Below are 26240 nucleotides of genomic sequence, written 5' to 3'. Positions count from 1 at the left end.
AGCCTATATATGAGGGGGAATCAGATGGAAATTATAAAGCTGTATGTTAGTTCAAATCACAGTTTTTGACTGTATAATATTTCAAATTTTAATATTGACAGCGTTTTCATACGACTATATAATTGGTGCATCACAAATACATCTGATATATGGACGTCGACATACTACAATCTTGAATGTAAATCAGACAAGAATCAGGGGGCTGGGATACATCTTATGAGAATCATCCAAAGCTTTAATGGAGGAGCCAGAGTTGTAGAACTAGTGGATTCGAGGATTATACTCGAGCATATTCTCGTCCGGATCGAATGTTCTTCATCCGAAAGGAGGAAATCCTATTGAGCGATCCCGTCATCGATGCGCAAGCGCTGCAACCTAGTCCATATACAGAGAGGGTTAGGCCTAAGAAGCGAAAGAGCATTTGGCTCAGATATCGATATCTATACCTTATGATGATCCCGGGCATTCTATATTATTTAATCTATCATTATGTCCCGATGCTTGGATTGGTAGTTGCTTTTAAGGATTACAACTTATTAAAAGGTATAACGGGCAGCCCTTGGGTAGGGTTTGATAACTTCCACACGATATTTTCATCGCCTGACTTTGGAATTCTCCTGAAAAATACACTCATCATCAGCATTTACCGAATCCTGTTCAACATGCTCCCAGATTTAATACTTGCGCTTATGCTCAATGAAATTCGAATTCGTTGGTTTAAACGCACCATCCAGACACTCACTTACGGTCCTCACTTCTTATCTTGGATTATCGTTTACGGCATCGTATTTTCCTTCTTTTCACCAAGTTCCGGCTTAGTTACAACCTTGTTCCGCGATTTAGGACTTGGCGAGATTGATATTTTGCAGAATGCTGCGGCATTCCGACCACTGATTATTCTAACTGATATATGGAAGAGCACAGGCTTCGGCGCTATCATCTACCTGGCGGCATTAGCCACAATCAATCATGAGCTCTATGAAGCAGCTGTTGTAGACGGAGCGAGCAGATGGCGGCAGCTATGGCATATTACGCTTCCGGGTGTTCGCGATGTATTCATTCTGTTAATCATTTTGCGAATAGGTCACATTATGGATGCCGGCTTCGAACAAATCTATATCTTCCTAAATGTTCGGTCATACGAGGTTGGAGACATATTCGATACCTGGATATTTCGGCGAGGGATTGAGCAGATGGAATACAGTGTGCCTGCAGCGATGGGTGTATTCAAATCCGTAATCGGACTTATTCTCGTCATTGGAGCTAACCGTCTAGCCAAGAAGCTAGGGGGATCCGGCATATGGTAAGCGCTGATAAGGAGGGAGTATCATGAATCAAGCCATAGGCCGCTCCATAGGAGATAAGTTTGTCGATGGAATCATTATAACGATACTCAGCATATTTGGATTACTTACGCTATTCCCGATACTGTACGTCATGATCGTATCGATCACTCCTTATTCCGAAGTGTTGGCTAAAGGCGGTTTTGTTATCATTCCGAGCCAAGTCACCTGGGATGCATATGACACGATCTTCAGCAGCAAAGTCGTTCCTCAAGCATTATGGACAACGGTCAAGATCACGGTAATTGGTACATCACTAAACTTGATTATATCTACGATGCTTGCTTATCCATTATCGAAAAAGAATCTGCCTGGACGCAATGTGGTGCTTCTGGGAATCGTATTCACAATGCTGTTCTCAGGTGGGATTATTCCGCTCTACCTGACGGTAAAGGCAACCGGCCTTATGAATACGATGTGGGCGCTTATCATTCCTGGCTTGGTTTCAACCTTTAACTTGCTTATTATGAAGACCTACTTCGAAGGGCTTCCCAGTGAAGTTGAAGAAGCGGCGAAGGTTGACGGCTGCGGCGATATGGCGACACTTATTCGAATCATTCTGCCAATGTCAATGCCGATTATGGCGACGCTCGCTCTGTTCTATGGTGTCAACCATTGGAATGCTTACTTTCCAGGCATCATGTATCTAAATAAGCCGGAGCTGTATCCGCTGCAGGTCGTGCTGCGAAATATGATTATGTCACCGAGCGTCAGTCAGGAATTAGCGCTGCCTGTCAATGAATTGAATGCGCTGCCTCCTGAAACGATCAAGATGGCAACCGTAGTGGTAGCGATCATTCCGGTTCTTATCATTTACCCGTTCTTACAAAAGTACTTTGTGAAAGGCATGCTGTTAGGTGCAGTCAAAGGTTAAGTCATTGACCTTAATAGATGGGCTGTATACGTGCGAATCGTATCGGCTTGCCGTTATCAGATGCTGAATGCGTTTGGGGGGAATCATCCAGCAGCTGAAGGCAGGGTAACGGCAGCATCAAGACATATCAAAAGGGAAGTCATCGCATTACAAGCTTTGCTGGTACTGCAAGATTGAAATCATTTTGGGGGAGGGCTAATCATTGAAAATGAAGGGGAAAGCATGGTTAAACATGCTGCTTGCGTTGATGATGATCTCAGTTCTGATGTTGTCAGCATGCAGCAAGGCCGAAACGCCAAAGGAAACTGCACCTGCGCCAACGACGGAAACACCTAAGACAGAGGCAAAGACGGACCCGCCAAAGGCGGAACCAATTGAACTAAAATGGTTTGTACCAGGCTATAACGGTGTTCAATTGCCAAGTGAAGATAAGGACTTCGTTAAGAAGGCAATCGAAGAGAAGTTTAATGTTAAAATTACATTTGAAAACATGCAAGCAGGTACTGACTTCCAGACGAAGCTGAACTCTTACGTTGCTTCTAATGATATACCAGATCTGTTCTACTCTGACGGTGTAGCCTCGAACCAGTACATTAAAGACGGCGTAGCAAAAGAACTGACTGGCCTCGTAACTCCAGAGAAGATGCCTAACTTCTTCAAGTACTGGACGAATCAAGATGAACTTGATCGTTACCAAGTCCAAAGCAAATTTGCACGTGCACCCGTTCCGATTGAAAAGCAAATTTACAGATCCTATTATGTGCGTAAGGACTGGTTGGATAAGCTTGGTTTGCCAATGCCGGAAACTTATGATGATATGATCAATGTTATGAAAGCCTTTACTTTTGATGACCCAGACGGTAACTCGAAAAATGACACTTACGGCTTCACTACGTTCGGCGGCGGAGCTAATATGTCACTTGACTTCCCGCAGTATGTGAAGAACGGTTTGATCGGCGACTTCATCCTGGAAGGCGACAAGTTCATCGATACGCGTACTGACCTTCGCATGGAGAAAGTGTTGAACGAAGTGAAAGAAATGCTCGCATTGAAGGTTGTTGATCCCGATTGGTTATTGAACAAGTCCGGACAGCATCTGGAGAAAGCATTTCAGGGCAAAGCCGGCATCATTCAGGATGCAACTAAAAACATTGCATTCGATAACAACCCTAATGGCCTGCAAGTACAAACAAAAGCTGTAACAGGAGTACAAACAGTTGACTGGCAGCCGTTTAACCCATTTGCTTCAACAGGTACTTGGATTGAGAAAGTACCTGGCAACCCATTCATGATCAGCTCCAAATCTTCTGATGAAAAAGTAGCTAAGACCATTGAGATCGTTGATTGGCTGATGGGGGAAGAAGGCTTCTTGTTGACTGAGTATGGTATTGAAGGCAAGCATTATACTCGAGACGGCAACAAGATCATGGTTAACCAAGATGCGTACAAAGCAGACATCATCGATCAAGGCAACTTTGTAGAGATCTACAGCTTGTTCACACCGCGAGCTGCTGATGTTTATGGTTTGGAAGTTGTAGATCCTAATGAAACGGATCGTGACCGTGCAATCGTAGAGAAAGTGAAATCTTACAAGATCGTTCCAGGCGTAGGAACTTCGATGACTGTTAAAGAAGGCATGGACCTTGGTACACTTCGTAAGAATATGAACCAGTTCCAAATTAAGATCATTTTCGATGAAAAAGACGCATCCAACTGGCCTAAGTACCGTCAAGAGCTGATGACCACTTATGGCGGGGGAGCAATTTTTGCGCATTATGCAGAACAAGCTGGCGCTGCGCATGGCAAGACCATTACTTTTGATCAATAAGATCTGTGTATAGAAAGGGCGCTTGCATCGTTTGCAGGCGCCCTTCTTGTGTATGTTAGATGAAGCAGAAAAACTCCGGTTTTTTCGGCGTTCTCGTAAGAATTGTTGCTATATTGACCATACTGATAAAAGGTTGACTTTCAACTCGTACATTGGAGTTAAAGGATGGTTAATGTGAGTGATGAATTAACTATTAATATCTATTTGGATGAAACGGATACTCCGTTCGCAAGATACCATAGCTTAGATGATGTTCACCTAAGCTCTGATCTTGAAGATTTTATTATGTCAAAGCTACACGGCGGTAGAAGAAAAGAAGTAGAAATATTTATTTTAGGTCAGAATGATTTTGACGAAAAGTCATTGCAGGCTGCCACGGTTAACACATTTTCCGACATCTTGCACGAAGCAGAATATACATATGCTAGAAATGTAAAAAAGGCTATTATTTTGTTTGTGCTTGGTATTATTGTTGGGGTGATATTCTTGAAGTATTCAAATTCTTATGCCTATCTTGCAGGAGTTTTAAGCATTGTGTGTTGGGTTTTTATATGGGCAGGTACAGAGGTTTATTTTTTTGATAATCGGGAAATCAAACAAAAAATTAGAAAATGCAGGAATATTCTGAATGCGAATGTGAGCAAAATTTAGGGTTATACCTTGAACCGTCGTATATCGAACGGTACATACAGTGGTGTGAGAGTGGGGGCTAGGCGCCCCCTCCTGCTCGATTCGAAAATAAGAAATAGAAATAATGCTAGGCTAAGCTGTGCAGCTTGGTCGGTTCTTTCAGCTTATATCCGACGTTACGAATCGTCGCGATATACTCCGGATTGCGAGCGTTCTTCTCGAGCTTATCTCGCAGGTGACTGATGTGGACATCCACGATCCGGGTATCGCCGACGAAGTGGTAATCCCACACTTCATGAAGCAGCTGTTGGCGGCTTAACACTTTGCCTTGGTGACGACAGAGGAAAGCCAGAAGCTCGAACTCTTTCGGAGTGAGCTCGATCGCACGCCCATCCAGCAGTACTTCCCGTAAATCAGTTTTAACGGTCAGATTGCCGATCTCATACACTTGACCGCCGTCTGATGCAGGCAGCGAGCGAACTCTGCGCAGGATTGCGCTTATTCTGGACAACAGCTCACCTAAGCTGAAAGGCTTAGTCATATAATCGTCAGCCCCGATATCTAAGCCGGCGATCTTATCCTCAATATCCTGTATTGCGGTAAGCATAATAACTGGAACCATATTCTGCTGCTCGCGCAGCTTGCGGCATACCTCGAAGCCGTCTGATTCTGGAAGCATGCGATCCAGGATGATCAGATTCGGTCGAAATAGAGGCAGCACATCAAATACGGCTTCGCCGTTAAAAACGCATAATACGTCATAGCCAGCTAATTTCAAATTGTACTCGATCAGAGTCGAGATTGACGGTTCATCGTCAACGACCAATATTTTAGGCTTCATCGTGACCTCCTACGGATAACATCCCATCCCCATTTCAGAAATAACAGATGTCTCCATTATGAAGGTTGTTTATCAGCGTCATGTTAAAGTAACGTAAACGTGGTGTTAAATTTACGATTCAAGTCGGACAACTATCGTATTGCAACAATTACGCGCTCTGTTTCCTTTGCTGCGGGTTGTTCTGCTCCTTTGCCGTAAACGGCCACCAATTGGCGGATCCGAACATTCTCACCATCACAGGAATGAAGAATGGCAGAAGCAAGAAAGTGTACAGGATTAAGCCCGTTAACACAACGGTTGCAATCTGCATCATCGACAATACGCCGGACGGATAGAATGAGGCGAAGGTACCTCCCAGAATGACGACCGCCGATATGATAACCGTGCCCATATTGCGCATGGCGTATAGAATAGCATCCTTAACCTTCATCTGCTTATTCTCATTGAAACGGTCCATTAAGAAGATGCTGTAATCGACACCGAGCGCCATCAGCATGACGAAGCCAAAGAATGGCGTTGCCCATGTAATGCCGGAATAGCCGAGCAGATCTACGAAGACAAGCTCTGTCGCTCCGAGCGAAGCATAGTAGGTGACAAGCAAGGACAGAATCAAGTACAGCGGCATAATAAATGAACGCATGAGCACGATTAAGATGAGCAAAATACCAGCCATCATGAGCATTACGGTACGATTGTAATCCTCGCCAGACATATGCTTCAAGTCGTTGTAGGTGCTGGATACCCCTCCGATTGCGGTTTCTGCTTGTTCCAACGAACTGTTCTTCAAGCTGCGGTCAACGGCGGTCTGAAGTTGATCCACTTGATCAATCGCTTGTGTGCCGTAAGGGTTCTCCGCAAATACGACGTCCAAGGTCATCAATTTACGATCCTTAGACAAGTATATATCTGCTGCCTGCATAAAGGCTTCGTTCTGCAGCGCTTCATCCGGAACGAGCCAGCCTCCAAGCTCGCTGTCAGACGATGATTGAATCTGCCGCAAATAATCGTTGGCTGATGTAAGCCCGCCTGAGATCTGCCCGATGCCATTTGCGCTCTGCTCGAGTCCGGATGTAAGCTCATTCAGCTGGCTGCTGAATTCAGAGAAGCCGCCTGCCAGCAGTGTCTGCCCATTCTGAATCTGTTCAAGCCCCGTCACAATGGACGGGATCTTGGTCACGATCTGCTGTTGTCCTGAGGCCGCTTCATCCAGCCCGGATGCCAGCTGCTCAAGTCCTGCCACGATGGAGCTAAGCCCGCCCGCGAGCTGCGACTGCCCGGCAGCAGCTTCCGCATATCCAGCATTCGCCTGCTTCATGCCTTCACTCAACTGCGCAAGGCTAGCGGAGGACTGCGATAAGGCTGCTGTCAGCTGCTCAAAGCCTTTGCTTGATTCGCTGATCGTACCGCGAATCGTCAAGTAATCTTCATCCGTCAGCAGAGCGGGATAACGGCTCTCCAGATTGCTGAAACGCTCATTAAGGCTTTGCAGCGCCTGTGAGGCTCCGCCCAGTTGTGTCTCGATCTGCTTAATGCCTTGCTGAAGCTGCTCGAGTCCACCGCCAAGCTGGCGATAGCTGGCTAGCAGCTTCTCATGCGCGCTCGCTAGCTGCTGCGCGCTGAGCTTCGCTTGCTGCAAGCCGTCCTTCAGCTTGCTTGCGCCTGTGGAGCCGCTGCGTATGCCCTTTTCAATCTCCGAGAGGCCGGTGTTCAGCTGTTGGATACCTGACTTTAATGCGGTGGTGCCCTTGTTCAACTCGCCGACACTGTCCACCGCCTGTTTGATTTGCGGCTCATTCGTCTTTAATGAAGCCGCCGCTTGCGATAATCCAGTCTGAATCTCGTTCAGGCCCTTTTTGCCTTGATTCAAGCCTTCTTCAAGGCTCTTGGCTTGCTCCGAGATTTGAAACTCAGCGATAGGCTCGCCTGCCGGGCGGCTCAAGCTTCGTACGCTGCTTACGCCTTCAACCTTGGCGAGCTCGCGGCTGACGCGTTCAGCTAAGATCGTATATTCCGAGATGGACAGCGCGCTGTCGCTCTTAATTACGATCTGGGTCGGCATTGCTTCACCAGGATCGAAGCTCTCTGAGATGATGTTGAAGGCTTTGACGGATTCATAGTCATCGCTAATTTCCTCTAGGCTGTTAAACGAAACTTTACCGCTGTGCGTCAAGATAAGCGGGATCGTCACAGCTGCAACGATCAGCAGCGCAGCCCAAGGCCGCTTAAGGGAGAAGGAGCCGACAGCGCCCCATATTCGGCTTTCGCGATGCTCCAATGATCCTTTAGCCGGCCAAAACAGCTTCTTGCCGAACACGGCCATGAAGAATGGAACAACGGTCATAATCGCCAGCAGCATGACCGCGATGCCGATGGCTACTGCCACTGCCGAACGGTACAGAATGAACTGCGATAAGCCGATAACGGAGAAGCCGATCAGTACGGCTAGGCCGGAGAACATCACCGTTTTGCCAGCCGAACGGTAAGTGGCGCTTATCGCATCCCATGTATGTTCATGCTGTGCGAGCTCTTCCTTGAAGCGACTGATGAGCAGGATGCAGTAGTCGGTACCGATACCGAAGAGTACGGCTACCATAAAGATTTGCGTGAAAGTGGATAATGGGAATTCTACGGTGTCTACGAGTATAGCCACAATCGATTGGGAGATCAGATAGCTCAGTCCAATTGTCAGCAGAGGAATAAACGCAGCTACGACTGAACGAAATACGACGAATAAAATCGTTAATATAAAGAGGAGTGTGATGAATTCCGACTTCTTGAGACCTTCCTGCGAGCTTACAATCTGATCATGTTCGATCTGATGGTTGCTCGTCATATAGTGTTCGACAGGAGATGATTCCAATGCTTGCTTCAACCCAGCTTGAACCTCTCTGGCATCGACTTCGGCAGTTGAGATCGTGATCGAAGTCAACACCGTCTTGCCGTCCTTGGCAACTAGCTTCTGTTCAAGCTCTGGGGAACTGTAGGGGTTTAGGATTGAGACGACATGAAGCTTCGCTTTATTTTGCTCGAGATCCTGAATAGTCTTTTGGATCTGCTCCTTGCTCTCTGAAGTTAAGCCTTCAGGCTGATGGAAGACGAGAGCAATGGACGCCTCATGCTCTTTTCCAGTACCGGCGGCTGCCTTGTTCAACAGATGTGCTGCTCGTGCGGAAGAATACTCTTCAGGCACGGTTAGATTGCCTTTTTCCTTGACCAACTCGCTCAACGAAGGGGCGGTCAGCATGAGCGCTGCGGCCATGATGACCCAGACGAGCATGATAAACCATCTCGCCTTTAAAACCATTTTCATCCTTATACACTCCCTTTGCTAATAATGTGAGCCAGTTTCTCGTAATTGGAGATGAAGCTCTCGATCTCCTCTTGTTCAAAATGAACTAACCATTTAGAGATCATGTCGACAAGCTGTGCTTCAACTTGTTGAAATAAATCCAGACCTGCCGTTGTTAATGAGAGGTCAATCTGTCTACGATCATGCGGATTCGGAGTGCGCAAGACGAGACCGCGATCGACCAAGCGATTGATGATAGCGGTAATGGAGCTCTTGCCAACCAAGAACACGGCTGCTAATTCGGTAGAGGTACAGCTCTTGCGTTCATGCAAAATGTTTAACACTTGAAACTGCTCGCTTGTAATGTCTTTCGGGTGCAGCTGTTCGATTATCAAGGAGATGCTTTTGGTAACGGTGAAATGGGCTGCTATGTAACGATCAATATGCGGTTTATAATTGCTCATAGGGGTCACTCCTGCATCTCATGATTCATTTAGAATATATTACCATATTAGTTTTATACGCGAATAGTTCTACAATGAAATAATATTTAATGACAAAATGATGAAATTATTAAAAATGTTTCTAATCCTGAATGTGAAGCTTTATCTAATCTGAGTAAACTGACATGCGTTGCCATATGATGTATAATAATAAGGATGAATGTGAGGTGAACACAGATGGCTCTACATATTGTGCTGGTTGAACCGGAAATTCCGGCGAACACAGGCAACATCGCGCGTACATGCGCGGCAACGGGCATTCATCTGCACTTGGTAAGACCGCTCGGGTTTAATACGGATGATCGCACGTTGAAGCGTGCGGGACTCGACTATTGGTATGCCGTACAGATTGAATATCATGACTCGTTTTTGGAAGTGCAGGAAAAGTACGCGGGAGCGCGTTTTTTTTATGCGACAACGAAAGCAGATAAACGCTACAGTGACTTTCAGTTCCAGGATGGCGACTTCTTCGTCTTCGGCAAGGAAACGAAGGGATTGCCTGAGGAACTGCTTGCCATGAATCGCGAGACCTGTATACGCATGCCGATGACGGATAAGGTTCGCTCGCTTAACCTGTCCAATTCAGCAGCGATCATCGTATATGAAGCGCTGCGGCAGCTGGATTATCCCGGAATGTCGTGATTCCAGCTAGGGTATGAATGACTAGCTAAATGACGAATCAGATAGGACTTGTCTACTAGAACCCCAATATGATTTCTTATCTGATTCGTTTATTTTTTTATTGAATTGCAGTGACATAGCATGTGAATGTGGAGCATTAAGTACACTTTTTCGATATAAATGACATGAAATGAGTTTTTATTACTTTTTTCAGCAGGGATTCCTGCCCATTTAGCGAATTAATAGGGGCAGAGTTCTCAAACGCAATCATAAGAGAGAAATTATACGAGAGAGGTGTAACTGATGAAACCTGCCGGTGTTGTCCGAAAAGTCGATCAATTGGGACGCATTGTTTTACCAAAATCTTTGCGCAAGCGCTATCAAATGAACGAAGGGGATCCTGTCGAAATACTGGTTCAAGGTGATCACATCATATTGGAACGTTATCGTCCCAAATGTGTGTTCTGCGGTTCAATGGAAGAGGTCTCCGAGTTTAAAGAACGTCACATATGTACGCAATGTATGATGGATATGGCTCATCTGCCGCGCTAGGTCGTGAATCGTGCGGATGGGGTAGGTAAAAAGTTAGGGGCAGCCCCATTAGCGTGTGCTAATGACGGGGAATGCCTCTTCTTTATGTTTTTTTCATACATGAAGAGCTTAATTATTGGTAGAATAGAGAATAGTGCAGCATGAATTCGGTCCGTTAGCACTTTTTTGGGAGTAACATATACGTTAAGAACTGTCTCTTACATCATGACGTGGTTTATGATGGGAGAAGGAGGAATGAAAATGATCTATTATAAGAGTAAAGAAGAAATCGAGCATATGCGGAAATCCGGGAAGCTGTTGGCTCAGATCCATCAGGAGCTTCAGCAGATGATCAAGCCGGGTGTCACAACAGCCGAAATTGACCAATTTGTTGAAAAATATATGCGAGATCGAGGGGCGACGCCGGAGCAAAAAGGATATCACGGCTTTCCTTATGCAACCTGCGCATCCGTTAATGATGTGATCTGCCACGGCTTTCCGAAAGATGAGCCGCTGAAAGAAGGCGATATCGTAACGATCGATATGGTCGTCAATCTTCACGGAGGATTGTCTGACTCCGCTTGGAGCTATCGAGTTGGCCAAGTTTCGGAGCAAGCGGATAAGCTGCTCACGGCAACTGAAAAATGTCTGTTTCTTGGTATCGAGCAGTCCGTTATCGGAAACCGAATCGGGGACATCGGCTTCGCGATTCAGAAGTATGCGGAATCACAAGGTTTTTCCGTTGTTCGTCAATTCATCGGACACGGCATTGGGCGAACGATGCACGAAGATCCGCAAGTACCGCATGTCGGCCCGGCTGGAAGAGGTCCACGGATTAAGGAAGGCATGGTCTTCACGATTGAGCCAATGTTGAATACAGGCAGCTATCATGCGAAAGTCGATAAAGATGGATGGACTGCTCGAACAATAGATGGAGGGTTATCTGCACAGTATGAGCATACGATCGCGATTACAGCGGAAGGCCCGATCATCTTGACGCAGCTATAAGCGACAGAGCAAGCATTTATACTGAGATAGGAAAGAAGCCTCCCTGTGAAGGGAGGCTTCTCTTAAATCGAGCGCTTATAAACCGCTTGTCTTGTCTTCGTTATAGCCGGCAGTGAAGATGGCAAGCAGAAACATGACGAGAACCAGCATAATAATGACGAATGTCATTGACATGAAGTGCACACCTCCAATGGATTGATAACATTATACCCAATTCATTCCAAAAAATAAATGTAAAACATGTGAATTATGTAATGTTTATCCATAAGTATTGGTTCGGCACTATAAAATGATGCCATAATATTATTCAAAGAACAAAAAGTGCGTTGGTAATTTACGCATTTGACCGTCAGACGGATGGTTAACTACCTTGCCTTTGAAGACGAGCGTAGAAGAACCCCCGCCATCAAGATTATAAGCATCTGTTACTCCAAGATTGAGCATCTTCTGCTGCATTTCCTCTAGTGTTGCCCCGGAACCGCCCTTCTCATCATAGCCATCGACAACCATAATGAGCAATTGATCATCTTTGTAATTTCCGATTGTCGTACGCGGCGCGCGTGAATTGCTCCACTTGGCTGGTATTGGCAGCATGACACTGTCATTAATCAGATGCGGCACAAAGCTGGCGCCAAAGATCGGATTGAGATCGTCGAGATCGGATTGATCGTAGAACTTTCCGCCAATCAGTTTACCGACTGAGTTCAAACCGACAAAGGACAAGTCCTTGAAGCTGGGCTCAAAGCCGTTCAGATATTTGCCGTTCATCATCGTCGTGCTGAGTGGATATATTTTCCCGCCATTCTCAGCGTATCCGCCAGCATTCACTCCTGCTACTGCACCGTAACGGTTCGCAGCTTCAAGTGTTGTTTCTGCCCCGCCGAATTTATCCTTCCCGAGCGTCATTTTCATCGCCTTAGGGTCTTTTAGCTTGACCTTCATCGCATACCCTGAATAAGTCGGTTGATGCAGCTTGTACAGCTCAGCTGTAATTCTGTCGCTGTTCACACGATCGACAGGGGTGCCGAGCTTGGCTGTTATTCGTTTGTTATAGATAGCTTCCGGGCGCTTCGCTAGGGCTGATGCAGTATTGACGATCTGATTCATCGTGTTCGTCGTCTCTGTGTACAGTGTGGAGACACGTTTGACGGAGTCTATCGTATAGGAGGCTATGTCAGCGGCTTTATCCAGTTCTTGTGATATGGCGGCTTGCTTCTCATATATGGAGTCTGCAGCGGGAAGCTCCACACTGACGGGCTCCATTGCGACCGTTAAAGAAGAGATGAACATCCAGATGATCATTCCTATAAACGGCGCTGTAATCATCATAAAGGTTCGATTGATCACTTTGACTTTCATTATGCATACCCTTTCTTACTTCACGCTTACTTCAGTAAATCCATCTCCTTCTTGAGAGCGTCCATCTGCTTCATCACTTGGTTCAGCTGCGTATACAGCTTATTGCTGTTGTCTGTTTTATCGGATGCGTTATCCTTGGTAAAGGTCAGCAGCTCGTTAAAGGAATCTACCTTGCTCTGAAGCTGAGTAAGCTTAGCATCAATATCCTTCAATTGCTTCTCGTAAGAAGCTTGTACTTCCTGAATCTGTGCGGCAGTTTGTGCTTCAAGCTCTTGAAGCATCGACTGCTTCATGTGTTGACTGTAGTAATAGGCTGTTATGACACCAATCGCGATCATAATGGCCCAGAAGAGCAAGAAGGCTGCTGGACGAACCTCTTTGTTCTTCTTGTTGCCCCTGCGCGTAGCTGTTTGCTCGGCTTCTACAGCAGAATTCATTGCAATCACCTCTGACAAAAGTCGGCTAATAATGACTCTTTTACTTCAAAATTGTCCTACTATTCTATCATGTTTGCCCTATATTGACAAAAAAAGAAGGAGATATCTCCTCCAAAAGACTAAGATGACAGTTTAATAGCCTCTTGTTTTAGACGAGTGTAAGCAGTTGGAAGTTACTATTTTTAAGGAAGGTAAGTAATGGGAATGAATGAAAGATGAATAGTATTGCTGGGGAATAAATAGATTGTTCATTGACATTTTGCGTAGAGTACCGTACAACCAAAGATAGCAGACTATGCTGTACATATTTATTGCTATTATTCTTTCTAGCGGAGGGGCACGTACTATGGCTTTAATGGAGTGTCATTTTTATTCAGAAGCGTTAGGGTTTAATACAACGATGAGTGTGATATTGCCGCAGGAGACGACTAGTCAGATTGGACTGGAAGGTGCAGCAGCGCGCAAGGGGAAGTATCCGACCTTGTATCTGCTTCATGGCTTGTCAGACGATCATTCCATCTGGCTGCGTCGAACGGGAATCGAGCGCTACGTATCATCGATGGGGATCGCGGTCGTAATGCCGCAGGTCCATCGCAGTTTCTACACGGACATGAAGTACGGATACCGTTACTGGACGTTCTTATCGGAAGAGCTGCCTGCGCTGTCACGTCAATTCTTCCCGCTGTCTGAACGGAGAGAAGATACATTTGTCGCAGGCTTGTCTATGGGAGGCTACGGCGCATTCAAGTGGGCGCTTCGCCGGCCTGATTCAATCGCGGCAGCCGCGAGCTTGTCAGGCGCGCTGAATGTGGCTCGACGCGAGGATGCTGCCTTGTTCTCGAACGACTTCAAGCTTATCTATGGTGAAGAAAGTCCGAAGGGCACTGAGGAAGATCTGCTGCATCTGCTCCAAACCTGTGATAAAGCCGAAGGGCCGAAGCCTAAACTGTATCAGTGCTGCGGTACGGAGGATTTTCTGTATGCAGAGAATCAGGATTTCCTTGAGGCTGTGCGTGATACGAGTATCGAGCATGAATACCATGAGGGTCCAGGTGACCATACCTGGGAATATTGGGACGAGCACATTCAACATGTATTGAAGTGGCTTCCATTGAAATAAGTAAAGAGGCTGTGAGATTAGTAAGCGGGTATTACGCTTAATCTCACAGCCTCTTTGTTGTATTAGTAGGCGATAGAAGCGCGAACCGCACGCTTCCATCCCGCATATAGCTGCTCGCGTTCGTTCGCGGCCATCTGTGGTGAATAGGACCTGCTCGCTTGCCAGCAAGCATCGAGCTCCGAAACATCCTTCCAGATGCCGACTCCGAGACCAGCGAGATACGCCGCGCCCAGCACAGTAGTATCTTGATTCAATGCGCACTGCACAGGAACGTCCAGGATATCGCTCTGGAATTGCATCAGGAAATCATTCGCGGTTGCACCTCCGTCAACACGGAGTGTGGATAGCGAGGTGCCGGCATCTTGCTCCATTGCCTGCAAAACATCTTTTGATTGATAGGCGATGGCTTCTAGTGTCGCGCGAATGAGGTGTGATTCATTCGTGCCGTGCGTCAGGCCGAAGATTGCTCCGCGCGTATCGCTCTCCCAATAAGGGGCTCCGAGTCCGACAAAAGCAGGTACGACGTAGACGCCTTCGGACGAAGCGACAGATGCTGCCGCCGTGGAGGAATCCCCAGCGGTCTGAATCAGCTTGATTCCGTCGCGCAGCCATTGTACGGCAGAGCCTGCAACGAAGATGCTTCCCTCGAGCACATAGCTTACTTGTCCGTGAAGCTCCCAGGCGACGGATGTCAGCAGGCCGTGATCAGATACGACGGCATCGGTTCCCGTGTTCATCAGCAGGAAGCAGCCGGTTCCGTATGTATTCTTAGCCATTCCAGGCTTGAAGCATGCCTGCCCGAACAAGGCAGCTTGCTGGTCGCCCGCGACGCCGCTGATCGGCGTTCCATCCGGGAGAAGCGGATGACCGGATATGGAAGCGATCAATTCCGCATTGCCGCATATTGTAGGCAGCATCGCTCGCGGCACGTTAAGCAGCTCGAGCAGTTCATCGTCCCAATCGTGCGTATGAATATTGTACATGAGCGTTCGAGAGGCATTCGATCGATCAGTGACGTGCGTCTTACCGCCGGTAAGGTTCCAGATCAGCCAAGTGTCAACGGTACCGAATAGCAATTCACCTCGAACGGCCTTCTCTCGAGCTCCCTCGTGCTGATTCAGCAGCCAGTCTACCTTCGTCCCCGAGAAATACGGATCAATTACAAGCCCTGTGCGTTCACGAAACAGATGCTCTAAGCCGGCGTCCTTTAGTGCTTGGCAGATCGGTTGTGTCTGCCGCGATTGCCATACGATTGCGTCTCCGATCGGCTTGCCCGTCGATTTATCCCAGACGATGGTGGTTTCTCGTTGATTCGTAATGCCTATAGCTGCAATAGAGGACGGCGGTACGCTAGCTTCCTCCAAGCAGCGAGCGATGACGATATTAACGGAGGAGAGCAATTCTTCGGCATCATGCTCCACCCACCCTGGATGACGATAGATCTGATTGATTTCTTGATGTGCAATGTGGATAATACAGCCTTGAGTATCTACAAGCGCTGCTCTTGTGCTCGTAGTTCCTTGATCGATAGATAAGATATAACTGCTCACATGACGTTCCTCCTCATAGACTAACTATTAAGAGCAGGGGGCTCAAGGTGTCATTATCATTGATAAATAATGCGGGAATAACCCTGCGCATAGAATTGATATTATGGTTAATATGATAACGGATGCGCTTACATGTGACAACTATTTGAATAATGACTCCATAATTGAAGATTGGGTTCACAAGGGCATCAAATTTCGCTGTAATGTATCGAATATTGAATTATTGGCATGGAGGGGTGCGGGATGTATGCATTTTCGAGTCGGATGAAAGGGCTGGAAAGCTCAGCGGTGCGCGATACATTGACACTGACTCAAGGTCAGGATCTAATTTCATTTGCTGGGGGACTGCCTGCGGAAGAGCATTTTCCGATAGAGGCCATTAAGCAAGCTGCAGAACGCGTATTCCTTCAAGGACCACAGATGCTCCAATACGGTATAACGGAAGGCTCTTTAGCACTTCGTCACATAATCTCAAACTGGATGACTACTCATCGCAACATTAGAGCAGAAATAGATGAGATTATCGTCACATCAGGCTCCCAGCAGACCATTGATTTGTTAGCAAAGACGATGATTGATCCTGGAGATGTCGTGTTGGTAGAGAATCCTACATATCTAGCATGTTTGCAGGTGTTGAGGCTGTATGGAGCTAATATCATAAGCGTAAAGAGTGATGAAAATGGCATGATTCCATCGGACATAGAAGCCAAGCTGAGGGCCCATAAGCCTAAGTTTGTATATGTAGTACCGACTTTCAGCAACCCGACTGGACGAGTGTGGACTCTAGAGCGGAGAATGGCTTTACTGGAGCTATGTCGTCAGTATCAAACTTTAATATTTGAAGACGATCCTTATAGTGATCTTCGCTATAGTGGTGAAGCTGTTCCCTCAATTGCCGCGCTTGAAGGAACTGTGAAGGATCGAACTGTAGTATATTCGAGTACATTTAGCAAAATTATAGCGCCAGGTCTTCGTACAGGGTGGGCTGCAGCAGATAAGCGAGTGATCCGGATGATGGCGCGCGGCAAGCAGTCCGCAGATCTTCATTCCAGTGTCTTGGACCAGCACATATTGACGGAGCTGATGAAACTGGACTCCTTCTCAATTGATGAGCATATTCGTAAGATCACACAAGCATACAAAGAACGGATGGAGACGATGGTGAGTTTCCTTCAGCATGATCAAGTATGGAAGGACGCCGTATGGAAGCTGCCGCAGGGCGGAATGTTCATCTGGGTTAGGCTGCCTGACGGCTTGGAACCGCAAGCCTTGCTTAAATGCGCGCTTAGCAAGGGGGTTGCCTTCGTGCCGGGAGAAGCATTCTACGTGAGTAATAAGAAAGAAAATACAATTCGGCTTAACTTCTCATTTGCAGAGCCTGCGATCATCCATCGCGGCATGGAGCGATTGAGCGAGGCCATGAGCGAGTTCCTAGGACGCTATTCAGTGTAAGCTGATAGCGTTTTTACATGCTGATATTACTTGAAATGGCCATCATACCCTCCACCCTGCAGATAAGTGTTCGCAACCTATGTCGCGCTCAGCTGCTCTGCCCTATATCAATGTCAATATCGCCTCGGTGTGCCCAATTAGCCATTCACCCCTTTGCTCTGGGCAAGAGAGTACCTCTCAGGAAGTGTCTGGCTATTCTCCCATAGACTCAGGAAAGGTACTGACTGAGCGAGTGGCAAAGTATGTAGATGGCGCTCGTTGTGGAAATGTCAGCGATACAGGCACGATCAATCTAAAAGGAGACTCTAGTCTCTGTTTGGCGAGTACCTCTTAAGAAGCGTTTGGCCATTCTCCCAAAGACTCAGGAAAGGCACTGACTGAGCGAAAGGGAAAGTATGTAGATTGCGCCAGTTGTGGAAACGTCAACGATAAAGGTGCGGTTAATCAAAAGGAGACTCGAGTCTCTGTTTGGAGAGTACCTCTCAGAAAGTGTTTGACCATTCTCCCAAAGACTCAGGAAAGACACTGACTGAGCGAGTGGGATAGTATGTAGATGGCGCTATTTCTGGAAATGTCAGCGATACAGGTACGATTAATCAAATATGAGAATCTAGTCTCAGCCTAGAGAGTACCTCTTAAGAAGCGTTTGGCCATTCTCCCAAAGACTCAGGAAAGGTACCAGCTGAGCGAAAGGGAAAGTATGTAGATTGCGCCGGTTGTGGAAACGTCAGCGATAAAGGTGCGGTTAATCAAAAGGAGACTCGAGTCTCTGTTTGGAGAGTACCTCTCAAGAAGCGTTTGGCCATTCTCCCAAAGACTCAGGTAAGGCACTGACTGAGCGAGTGGGAAAGTATGTAGATGGCGCTCGTTGTGGAAATGTCAGCGATACAGGCACGATTGATCAAATATGAGAATCTTTTCTCAGCCCAGAGAGAACCTCTTAAGAAGCGTTTGGCCAATCTCCCAAGGCCTCAGGATGGACTTATCTGAGCGAAAGGGATAATAGTCAAATGGAGTCAGAAGAGGATGTGCTTGCGCTCGCATGACTAGTGAGAAGAAATGAACCAACGGCGGTAAGTGTAGAGCACTAGGATCGGAGCTATCTGATCGAATGGGATAATGGTTAAATGGAGTCGGAGGAGGATGTGCCTGCGTTCGAGGTGACTAGCGAGAAGAGATTAAAGAATGGCGGTAAGTGTAGAGCACTAGGATCGGAGCTATCTGAGCGAATGGGATAATGGTCAAATGGAGTCGGAGGAGGATGTGCCTGCGTTCGAGGTGACGAGTGAGAAGGCGTGAAATACAAGTAAACAAGTGATAGGTGGCGGGGAAAAGGAATCAGTCCTCCGACTGCTTGAGGAACTCAAGGGAGGGGAGGACTGATTCACTACTTCCGCGGCCCATGGGTGAGCGAGCGTTCGGGCGGCGGAGCGATGTTTAACGGGGCGGCGGCTAGGGCTGCGCTTACGACGTCGGCGTAGGTGCGGAGCGCAACCTCGCCGGCTGGTGTGAGCGCGTATATGCCGCGCTCCACACGCGTGAACCAGCCGTATACGTCGCGCTGCAGAATGGCCGCGGCGTCGCCAACGCCGCAAGCGTCGCGTACCTTGACAGGGCGGTTCGGTCCGCCCTGCAGCACAGCCGCGACGCGCAGCGCCTTCTCGCGATAGGCCGTGACGAGCGGCTGCTTCGTGCTGCCGCCGACGTTGTAGTCGCCGCTGCGCGCGTCGAATTCGCGCACGAGCCGCGAGGTGCGCGCACGCATACGCTTAGGCTGCGCTGCGGCCGCGCTGTACAGCACGCCGCTGTCGCCATGCGGCGTGCAGTGCACCTCTACAAACGCAGGCTTGCGCGCGTAGAACGTCACCGTCATCAAGCCTATGCCCAATCTTCGGCATAGGACGGCTATAGCGTTCAGCCGCTTGCGGCCGGCGCCCTGTCCGCGTTTTAGCTCAGCAGCAATGTATACAGCCGCTGAGCTCTTCTGACGCTCGAGCGCTTGCAGCACGAGCGTCAGATTAATAGAAGCCTTTAATTCGATGATCACCGGACTTTCAGGATCATCTGGATGAAGGGCGACGATGTCACAATGACGAACTTCCGCCTTGACATGATATCCGCGCGCTTCCCAATAGCCCTTGATCGGGAGATACAGATCGGTTTCCTTGCGTCGCTCCTTCATCTTGGTTTCACTCATATGCCTGTTACCTCCATGTTCAATCGACACAGTCCTTCTGCCATTATATCACGACAGTTATCGAAGAATCTGTCCAACTCCCTCATGATATGGAGCCATGTGCGCAAAATTTCGTGAAACTAATCCACTCCCTTCGCATAGGTATGTAGTACACTTTGATATCGAATTTAAGCTGAGTAAAGAGCTGCTTTGCATCAAGCTGCTTGTCGAGAATCATAGCGTTCGTGCAACCAGAACGAGCAGATAGAAGATGACGGCGATGGAGGATTAAGTTGCAAATCGGGAGCATGGGAGGTTTTCGGGGATGGATATATTCAAACGGATTGCTGAGCACCGCGCCGAAAGCGAACGGTTAGCCTGGACCGGGACGTTCAAAGATTATATTGATATTCTTCGTCAGGATCCTCGACCAGCGATGACCGCACACGCACGCGTGTATGAAATGATCGCATCGTACGGAGCAGAAGCGGGTGATGGCCATACTCGATATAAATTTTTTGAACAAGAAATATTCGGGTTGGATCGCGCTATCGAAAAACTTGTTGAAGAATACTTTCACTCTGCAGCAAAGCGATTAGATGTTCGCAAACGAATTCTGCTGTTAATGGGCCCTGTCAGCGGTGGTAAATCGACAATTGTCACGCTTCTAAAACGAGGGATGGAGCAGTTTTCACGTACGGAGGAAGGGGCTGTGTACGCCATTAAAGGCTGTCCTATGCACGAAGAACCTCTCCATCTGATTCCGACGGAGCTGCGTGAGGAAGTCGAGCAATTATTGGGTGTTCGCATTGAGGGTAACCTGTGTCCTTCCTGCCAGATGAGACTTAATACCGAATATGATGGAGATATTGAGCGGGTGCTGGTTGAACGGGTACTCATTTCAGAGAAAAATCGAATCGGCATCGGAACGTTCAGTCCTTCAGACCCTAAATCACAGGACATTGCGGATCTCACGGGAAGTATTGATTTCTCGACGATAACCGAATTCGGCTCTGAGTCCGATCCGCGTGCCTACCGCTTTGACGGTGAATTGAATAAAGCAAACCGAGGATTGATGGAGTTCCAGGAGATGCTGAAGTGTGATGAAAAATTTCTGTGGAACTTACTGTCGCTAACTCAAGAGGGGAATTTCAAGGCTGGAAGATTCGCGTTAATCTCGGCGGATGAACTTATAGTCGCTCACACGAATGAATCGGAGTACAAAGCCTTTATTTCAAATAAGAAAAATGAAGCGCTGCAGTCGCGTATGATCGTCATGCCAATTCCTTATAACCTGAAAGTGACTCAAGAAGAGAAGATCTATCATAAGCTGATCCGTCAAAGCGATATGGGGCATATCCATATAGCACCGCACGCGCTGCGCGCCTCCGCGATATTCTCTATCCTGACTCGTTTGAAGGAAACGAAGAAGCAGGGCGTCGACCTGCTGAAGAAGATGCGGATGTACGATGGGGAAGAAGTGGAGGGCTTCAAGGAAAATGATCTGAAGGAAATGCAGAGTGAATTTACGGAAGAAGGTATGTCTGGCGTAGATCCGCGCTATGTCATTAACCGGATTTCGAGTGCTCTTATTAAGCAGAATCTTCAGTGCATTAACGCGTTGGATGTATTGCGTGCATTGAAGGATGGTTTGGATCAGCATGCGTCGATCAGCAAGGAAGAGCGGGAGAAGTATTTGAACTTCATTTCTGTGGCACGCAAGGAGTATGACGGATTAGCGAAGAAGGAAGTGCAGAAGGCGTTCGTGTATTCCTATGAGGAGTCGGCGAAGACGCTGTTCGAGAACTATCTCGACAACATCGAAGCGTTCTGCAATTGGAAGAAGATTCGCGACCCGCTCACGGATGAGGAAATGGATCCGGATGAGCGTCTGATGCGATCCATCGAGGAGCAGATCGGTGTATCGGAGAATGCGAAGAAGGCATTCCGCGAAGAAATTCTGATCCGGTTGTCCTCTTACTCGCGCAAAGGTCGGAAGTTTGATCATACGAGCCATGATCGCTTGCGCGAAGCGATTGAGAAGAAGCTGTTTGCTGACTTGAAGGATATCGTGAAGATTACAACATCCACGAAGACTCCGGATGAGAATCAATTGAAACGAATTAATGAAGTGACGGCGCGCTTAATCGATGAGCATGGGTATTGCTCAGTGTGCGCGAACGAACTGCTGCGATATGTAGGCAGCTTGTTGAATCGTTAAATGTTATACCCAAAGGGGCTGCCCAAAAGCCATGATTATGGCTTTGGAGCGGCCCTTGAATCTATATGTATATAAGGATTAGTATTCACGTCCATTTTGTCTAGGTCTTAGTGCTCTCTATCAGTATTTGTTAACGGGATGTATGATAAGAGAATAAGCTCTATCTATTAGTCTAGCAATATTGGAGGGATAATATTGTTTAAACGCCGTTATGTCTACATATGTGTTACCACGCTAATTATTACGTTATTCATCGGACTTCTACTTCCACAAGAGACCTCGGCAGCACAGGCGACCCAATCGCAGCGAACGGTTATAATGCTTGATGGTTATCCGCTCGAATTTGCAGCTGAGCCTATCATTACAAATGGCTATACGATGGTCCCGTTCCGTGGAATTGCAGAAGCGATGAACATTTCTGTTCAATGGAATCAGGAGCTGCAAACGATCACAGCTACACATAAGACAAAGCAAGGGAGCAAGAATGTAATCTTGCAGCTGAATAAGAAGACAGCCATCGTTGATGGGCAACAAGTTGAGCTTGCGATCGCTCCATTCTCCAAAGCAGGAACGAGCTATATACCGTTGAGCTTCTTCAGCACCCAGTTCGGTGCGCAAGTGAATTGGGATCAATCGACCAAGACGGTTTCGATACAATCTCCGCCTCAGGAGATGTATAGTGCAGCGTTCTACGCCATCTCTTCTTTTAAGGAGCGGGATCTTATCTCGCAATTCGATATGGTCGCGTTTGGTTGGGCGCGGCTCACGGAAGAGGGCACGCTTACGACGGAAGGCAGAGACTTCTATTGGCCGCCAGCAGCTGGTGATATTACACCAGAGGTGATCGTCAATGAAGCGGAGCAAGGTGGAACGAGCCCCTATTTAATGGTGTTTGCAGGCGATGTCAAGGGTGAACTGACGAAGATGCTAGAGGATGAAGAGCTGCGCGCGGCAGCAATTAAGAACATCATTCAGTTAGCTCGAGATAACCATTTTGCAGGGATAGTGCTTGACTTTGAAGGGCTGGGATTGTCAGGGGATAAGACTAAGGCCAAGAAGGACTATAATGACTTTGTGAAGCTGCTTTCTGAACAGGCGAAGGCAGCTGACCTCAAGCTGACGCTTGTGCTGCATCCTTTAAACGGTGCTTATCAAGGGTATGATTACAAGACGCTGGCCACGTTGGCAGATGATCTGATCATCATGGCATATGCATATGAGGGCGAACACGCTCCTGAGCCGCTTGCTAAAGTCAACGAAGCGATCAAGCTTGCTCTTAAGGAAGTGCCTAAAGATAAGCTGTTGTTGGGAATATCGATGGGCAGTGAGAATGCTCAATCTATTCAAGCTAAGATAGGTCTCGCAAAGCGATATCAATTAAAGGGGACTGCTGTATGGAGATTGGGTCAAATAGGAGACGAGGCCATGAAGCAGATCGAAAATAGTATCATTCCACTTAAATCGTAAGTAACAATGGCTTAAGTGAAATGATAGCGGTTTTACAGTAGATATTAAATCGATAGAGGATAGAGTTCTAGGAGTACATCCGAGGCTCTATCCTTTTCTTTGTTCTAAAGCGAAAGCTGATGTTATCCCGCGCGAATGGCCACTTTGGTGGAAACAGCAGGAATAATCGGTAACAATTGACGGTATTGCTTTCGGGCATTTGTTGATTTAAACTCTAAGCTAAAGTGAAACGTTTCAACCAAGGTTTTCGTGTTGTGCTGTCTGCTCCGTAACGAGTCTTAGCAGTAACATGATTTTGTGGAAGCGTTTACTCGAATCCAATTGAGGGGAAGGCATGCGAAATGATCGATATTCGGAACAAGCAAATCATCATGAATGGAGAGCCCCAGCTAATCATGTGTGGGGAGATCCACTATTTTCGCCTCGAACGCAAAGATTGGCAGGACCGCATTGCTAAACTGAAAGCGGCTGGCTGCAATGCTGTAGCGTCCTATATTCCATGGATCTGTCACGAGCCGCTCGAAGGTCAGGTCGATTTGACGGGAGCCACTCGCCCGGAGCTGGATCTTGGCACATTTATCGATATGTGTAAAGACAACGATCTTTATTTTATCGCACGCCCAGGTCCGTTCATTATGGCGGAAATGAAGAATGAGGGCTTGCCGTATTGGGTTTACGAGAAGCATCCGGACATCATTCCGGTCGGCTGGGACGGCAAACCGGCGCCGACGAGAACGATTGATTATATGGCTCCCGGCTTTCTGCAGGAGGCGCGCAACTGGTATGCCGAAGTTATGGCTGTCCTTGCGCCACGATTGTATACGAAGGGCGGCAACACTATTGCAGTTCAACTCGACAATGAGATCGGAATGCTTGCTTGGTGCAGTAATAGTCCAGATTTGACCGATCACTTGCTTGCGGATTTCGCTGGCTGGCTGCACAAACAATATGATGCAGAGACATTGAAAGGGCGATATCCATTCGATCTTAACGATGCGCAAGCGCGAAAGACTGCGTTACGTTCGCCGGAGGAAGGATATGCGGCTGAACTGCTTCATGATCTTGGGCACTTTATGCGGAATCGCTTTGCTCGCTACGTCGCGGAATTACGGGCTTATGCGGAGGAATCCGGCGTTACCGACATTCCGTTTCTCGTGAACATTCACGGTACGGGAGGCGGACGCGGTTTTGGATTCCCGATCGGCATCAGCCAATTATACGAATCATACACCCAAGCACCGGGTTACATGTCCGGTTCCGACATATACTTTGGCAATTTAACGATGAATAACTTTCAGGATCTGTACCTGATCAACGGCTTTATGGATGCTGTCCACCTTCCAGATCAGCCTCTTACATCTCTCGAATTTGAATGTGGGGACGGCAACTACGGCAGCACTTACGGGGGCCGATACGATACGTCCGCTGCTGATTTTAAGACGAGAATGTGTATTGCGCAGGGCAATCGGATGTTGAACTATTATCTGTTCTCCGGCGGTATTAACTATCGCTTGACTCCAAAGACTTATGACGGAAATGACAGAATCGCTTTTACCGGGGAGCGACATGGCTTTGCGGCTCCTATTAACCCTGAAGGTGAAATCAACTATACCTATCCGCGGATGGCCCGAGTCATTCAAACGATGATGGCGGTTTCCAACAAAATTGCCGCGATGGATGAAGAGCGCGATGATGTCGCATTCGCCTTTATTCCGGATTACTTCATGACTGAATACCGCTATCCAGGCAGCGCGAAAATGAATGACATCATCCAAAATATCGAAAGTAATCGCAGTTATGGCGGTTGGGAGATTATGGCCCGCGCTATGCTTCTCGGCGGCTACCGTTTTGGCTCAGTCGATATCCAGAACAAGACGCTGGATCCGCGTACAACGCCAGTGCTGGCCATTGCTTCTGCCCGTTATTTACACGCTCAAGTTCAACAGAAGCTTGTTGATTACATGCGAGAAGGCGGCGGTGTATTGCTTTACGGCGAGGTTCCGCTGTTTGATATGGAAGGCATGCCGTGTACGATTCTGGCTGATGCGCTCAGTGTAGTACCGGCAGGGACAGTTACTTCTGGACCTGAACATTACCTGTCTGTGTGCGCGGAGGGTTGGGCTGCTCCTCGTCCTGAGATTCGAGCGAACTTCGCCCAGTTATTTAAGACTGGTGACACTGAATCGATAATAAGTGTCTACGGTAGTGGTGAAGTATGCGGCTTTGAAGCGAAGGTCGGAAAGGGAAGAGCGATCGTGATTGCAACGAGCTACGATTGCGACATTCCATTGTTCAAAGAAGCATTGGAACGACTTGGAGCCAAGGCGGCGTTAAGTCATGACTTTGCGCAGCATGGGATCTTCATGACGTCAACGGCGAATCAACAGGGTGAACGTTTTCTTCATATGATCAATCTGGATAGCTTTGATAAGGAACTAATGGTCGAAGAACACGGCAGCGCCTTGTTTGACGGTAGAAAATTGCTATTGCAGAGTAATGACGGGGTTATGCTGCCGATGAATGTGACATTCGGTGACGTGAAGATCGTTTATTCCACCGCAGAAATCACAAGCGTAACAGCAGAGGCTATCGGATTCCGACTTACGCAAGCGCAGGATGTGATCTCTATTGAAACGAAACGCAGCCTTGTCCCAAGTGATGATTATACCGTCGAGAGAAATGGGGACTCGCTGCTGATCACTTCATGCAAGCATGCCAAGGTAGATGATCATTTCACAATTCAATTTTATTGAAATTTCACTAAACCTAAGCTATTTTCACTATAGTTCTCTTCAATGGAATAATATAAATCCTGTATTATCGTCATAAATATTGCCAATATCGAGAAGGTTTTCAGCTGAATTCGAAAATAAAGCGAGTCTTTTTCAGTTGTAAGCCTTTTCATCTTTTTCGAAGTGTGATACTATGTGTAAAGTGAAACGTTTCTACTTACTCCCACCTTATTATTGAAAAAAACAAACCAATTTACA

The 26240-nt window shown here is 47.4% G+C and carries 20 protein-coding genes; 13 read left to right on the top strand and 7 right to left on the bottom strand.

The window, feature by feature from the left end; translation table 11 throughout:
• Nucleotides 1-338: 338 nt before the first annotated feature.
• From ACXX53_RS02580 to ACXX53_RS02560, 5 genes are all read left to right on the top strand, one after another.
• Nucleotides 339-1307 carry an ABC transporter permease gene (locus ACXX53_RS02580; protein WP_458567031.1) on the top strand — a complete coding sequence of 323 codons (969 nt, stop codon included), beginning with the start codon at nt 339-341 and terminating at the stop codon, nt 1305-1307.
• 22 nt (nt 1308-1329) lie between these two features.
• Entirely contained in the window at nt 1330-2217 is an 888-nt protein-coding gene (locus tag ACXX53_RS02575) for a carbohydrate ABC transporter permease (protein WP_458567030.1), read from the top strand.
• A 30-nt stretch (nt 2218-2247) separates the two neighbouring features.
• On the top strand, nt 2248-2394 hold the full coding sequence (locus ACXX53_RS02570) for a hypothetical protein (RefSeq protein WP_458567029.1): 147 nt from the start codon (nt 2248-2250) through the stop codon (nt 2392-2394).
• Between the two features lie 25 nt (nt 2395-2419).
• Nucleotides 2420-4045, top strand: a complete 1626-nt coding sequence (locus ACXX53_RS02565) for a hypothetical protein (RefSeq protein WP_458567028.1) — start codon at nt 2420-2422, stop codon at nt 4043-4045.
• A 174-nt stretch (nt 4046-4219) separates the two neighbouring features.
• Nucleotides 4220-4696, top strand: a complete 477-nt coding sequence (locus ACXX53_RS02560; RefSeq protein ID WP_458567027.1) for a hypothetical protein — start codon at nt 4220-4222, stop codon at nt 4694-4696.
• Nucleotides 4697-4802: 106 nt separating this feature from the next.
• Here ACXX53_RS02560 and ACXX53_RS02555 read toward each other — a convergent pair whose 3' ends face one another.
• From ACXX53_RS02555 to ACXX53_RS02545, 3 genes are all read right to left on the bottom strand, one after another.
• Nucleotides 4803-5516 (bottom strand): response regulator transcription factor, encoded by a 714-nt coding sequence (locus ACXX53_RS02555; protein ID WP_458567026.1) that lies wholly within the window; start codon nt 5514-5516, stop codon nt 4803-4805.
• A gap of 148 nt (nt 5517-5664) precedes the next feature.
• Nucleotides 5665-8826: an MMPL family transporter gene (locus tag ACXX53_RS02550; protein ID WP_458567025.1), complete on the bottom strand. Its 3162-nt coding sequence runs from the start codon at nt 8824-8826 to the stop codon at nt 5665-5667.
• 2 nt (nt 8827-8828) lie between these two features.
• A complete protein-coding gene (locus ACXX53_RS02545; RefSeq protein ID WP_458567024.1) occupies nt 8829-9269 on the bottom strand; it encodes a MarR family winged helix-turn-helix transcriptional regulator in 441 nt (146 codons plus the stop codon).
• A gap of 216 nt (nt 9270-9485) precedes the next feature.
• Here ACXX53_RS02545 and trmL point away from each other — a divergent pair, with 216 nt between their 5' ends.
• The 3 genes from trmL to map all read left to right on the top strand — a co-directional run bounded on the left by trmL (nt 9486) and on the right by map (nt 11468).
• Nucleotides 9486-9950 (top strand): tRNA (uridine(34)/cytosine(34)/5-carboxymethylaminomethyluridine(34)-2'-O)-methyltransferase TrmL, encoded by a 465-nt coding sequence (trmL, locus tag ACXX53_RS02540; protein WP_458567023.1) that lies wholly within the window; start codon nt 9486-9488, stop codon nt 9948-9950.
• Between the two features lie 282 nt (nt 9951-10232).
• Entirely contained in the window at nt 10233-10481 is a 249-nt protein-coding gene (locus ACXX53_RS02535; protein ID WP_458567022.1) for an AbrB/MazE/SpoVT family DNA-binding domain-containing protein, read from the top strand.
• A gap of 240 nt (nt 10482-10721) precedes the next feature.
• Nucleotides 10722-11468 carry a type I methionyl aminopeptidase gene (gene map / locus ACXX53_RS02530; protein WP_458567021.1) on the top strand — a complete coding sequence of 249 codons (747 nt, stop codon included), beginning with the start codon at nt 10722-10724 and terminating at the stop codon, nt 11466-11468.
• A 303-nt stretch (nt 11469-11771) separates the two neighbouring features.
• Here map and ACXX53_RS02525 read toward each other — a convergent pair whose 3' ends face one another.
• Both ACXX53_RS02525 and ACXX53_RS02520 read right to left on the bottom strand, forming a co-directional pair.
• Nucleotides 11772-12827 (bottom strand): phosphodiester glycosidase family protein, encoded by a 1056-nt coding sequence (locus tag ACXX53_RS02525; protein ID WP_458567020.1) that lies wholly within the window; start codon nt 12825-12827, stop codon nt 11772-11774.
• Between the two features lie 26 nt (nt 12828-12853).
• The gene (locus tag ACXX53_RS02520) at nt 12854-13264 is read right to left on the bottom strand and encodes a hypothetical protein (protein WP_458567019.1); all 411 of its coding nucleotides are present in this window, start codon (nt 13262-13264) and stop codon (nt 12854-12856) included.
• Nucleotides 13265-13610: 346 nt separating this feature from the next.
• On the opposite strand from ACXX53_RS02520, the gene ACXX53_RS02515 reads away from it, so the two are divergent.
• Complete coding sequence (locus tag ACXX53_RS02515) at nt 13611-14384, top strand: alpha/beta hydrolase (protein ID WP_458567018.1); 774 nt, start codon at nt 13611-13613, stop codon at nt 14382-14384.
• 62 nt (nt 14385-14446) lie between these two features.
• Here ACXX53_RS02515 and glpK read toward each other — a convergent pair whose 3' ends face one another.
• Nucleotides 14447-15934, bottom strand: a complete 1488-nt coding sequence (gene glpK, locus ACXX53_RS02510) for a glycerol kinase GlpK (RefSeq protein WP_458567017.1) — start codon at nt 15932-15934, stop codon at nt 14447-14449.
• Between the two features lie 243 nt (nt 15935-16177).
• On the opposite strand from glpK, the gene ACXX53_RS02505 reads away from it, so the two are divergent.
• Nucleotides 16178-17386 carry an aminotransferase-like domain-containing protein gene (locus tag ACXX53_RS02505; protein ID WP_458567016.1) on the top strand — a complete coding sequence of 403 codons (1209 nt, stop codon included), beginning with the start codon at nt 16178-16180 and terminating at the stop codon, nt 17384-17386.
• 1387 nt (nt 17387-18773) lie between these two features.
• Here ACXX53_RS02505 and ACXX53_RS02500 read toward each other — a convergent pair.
• On the bottom strand, nt 18774-19583 hold the full coding sequence (locus ACXX53_RS02500) for a DUF2161 domain-containing phosphodiesterase (RefSeq protein WP_458567015.1): 810 nt from the start codon (nt 19581-19583) through the stop codon (nt 18774-18776).
• 304 nt (nt 19584-19887) lie between these two features.
• On the opposite strand from ACXX53_RS02500, the gene ACXX53_RS02495 reads away from it, so the two are divergent.
• The 3 genes from ACXX53_RS02495 to ACXX53_RS02485 all read left to right on the top strand — a co-directional run bounded on the left by ACXX53_RS02495 (nt 19888) and on the right by ACXX53_RS02485 (nt 26003).
• A complete protein-coding gene (locus tag ACXX53_RS02495) occupies nt 19888-21783 on the top strand; it encodes a PrkA family serine protein kinase (RefSeq protein WP_458567014.1) in 1896 nt (631 codons plus the stop codon).
• Nucleotides 21784-21978: 195 nt separating this feature from the next.
• A complete protein-coding gene (locus tag ACXX53_RS02490) occupies nt 21979-23250 on the top strand; it encodes a stalk domain-containing protein (RefSeq protein WP_458567013.1) in 1272 nt (423 codons plus the stop codon).
• 341 nt (nt 23251-23591) lie between these two features.
• Entirely contained in the window at nt 23592-26003 is a 2412-nt protein-coding gene (locus ACXX53_RS02485) for a beta-galactosidase (RefSeq protein ID WP_458567012.1), read from the top strand.
• Nucleotides 26004-26240 lie beyond the last annotated feature (237 nt).

The sequence above is a fragment of the Paenibacillus marinisediminis genome (genome assembly GCF_054343325.1).
The sequence above is the reverse complement of the archived record's forward strand: the minus strand, read 5'-3'. Positions and strand labels throughout refer to the sequence as shown.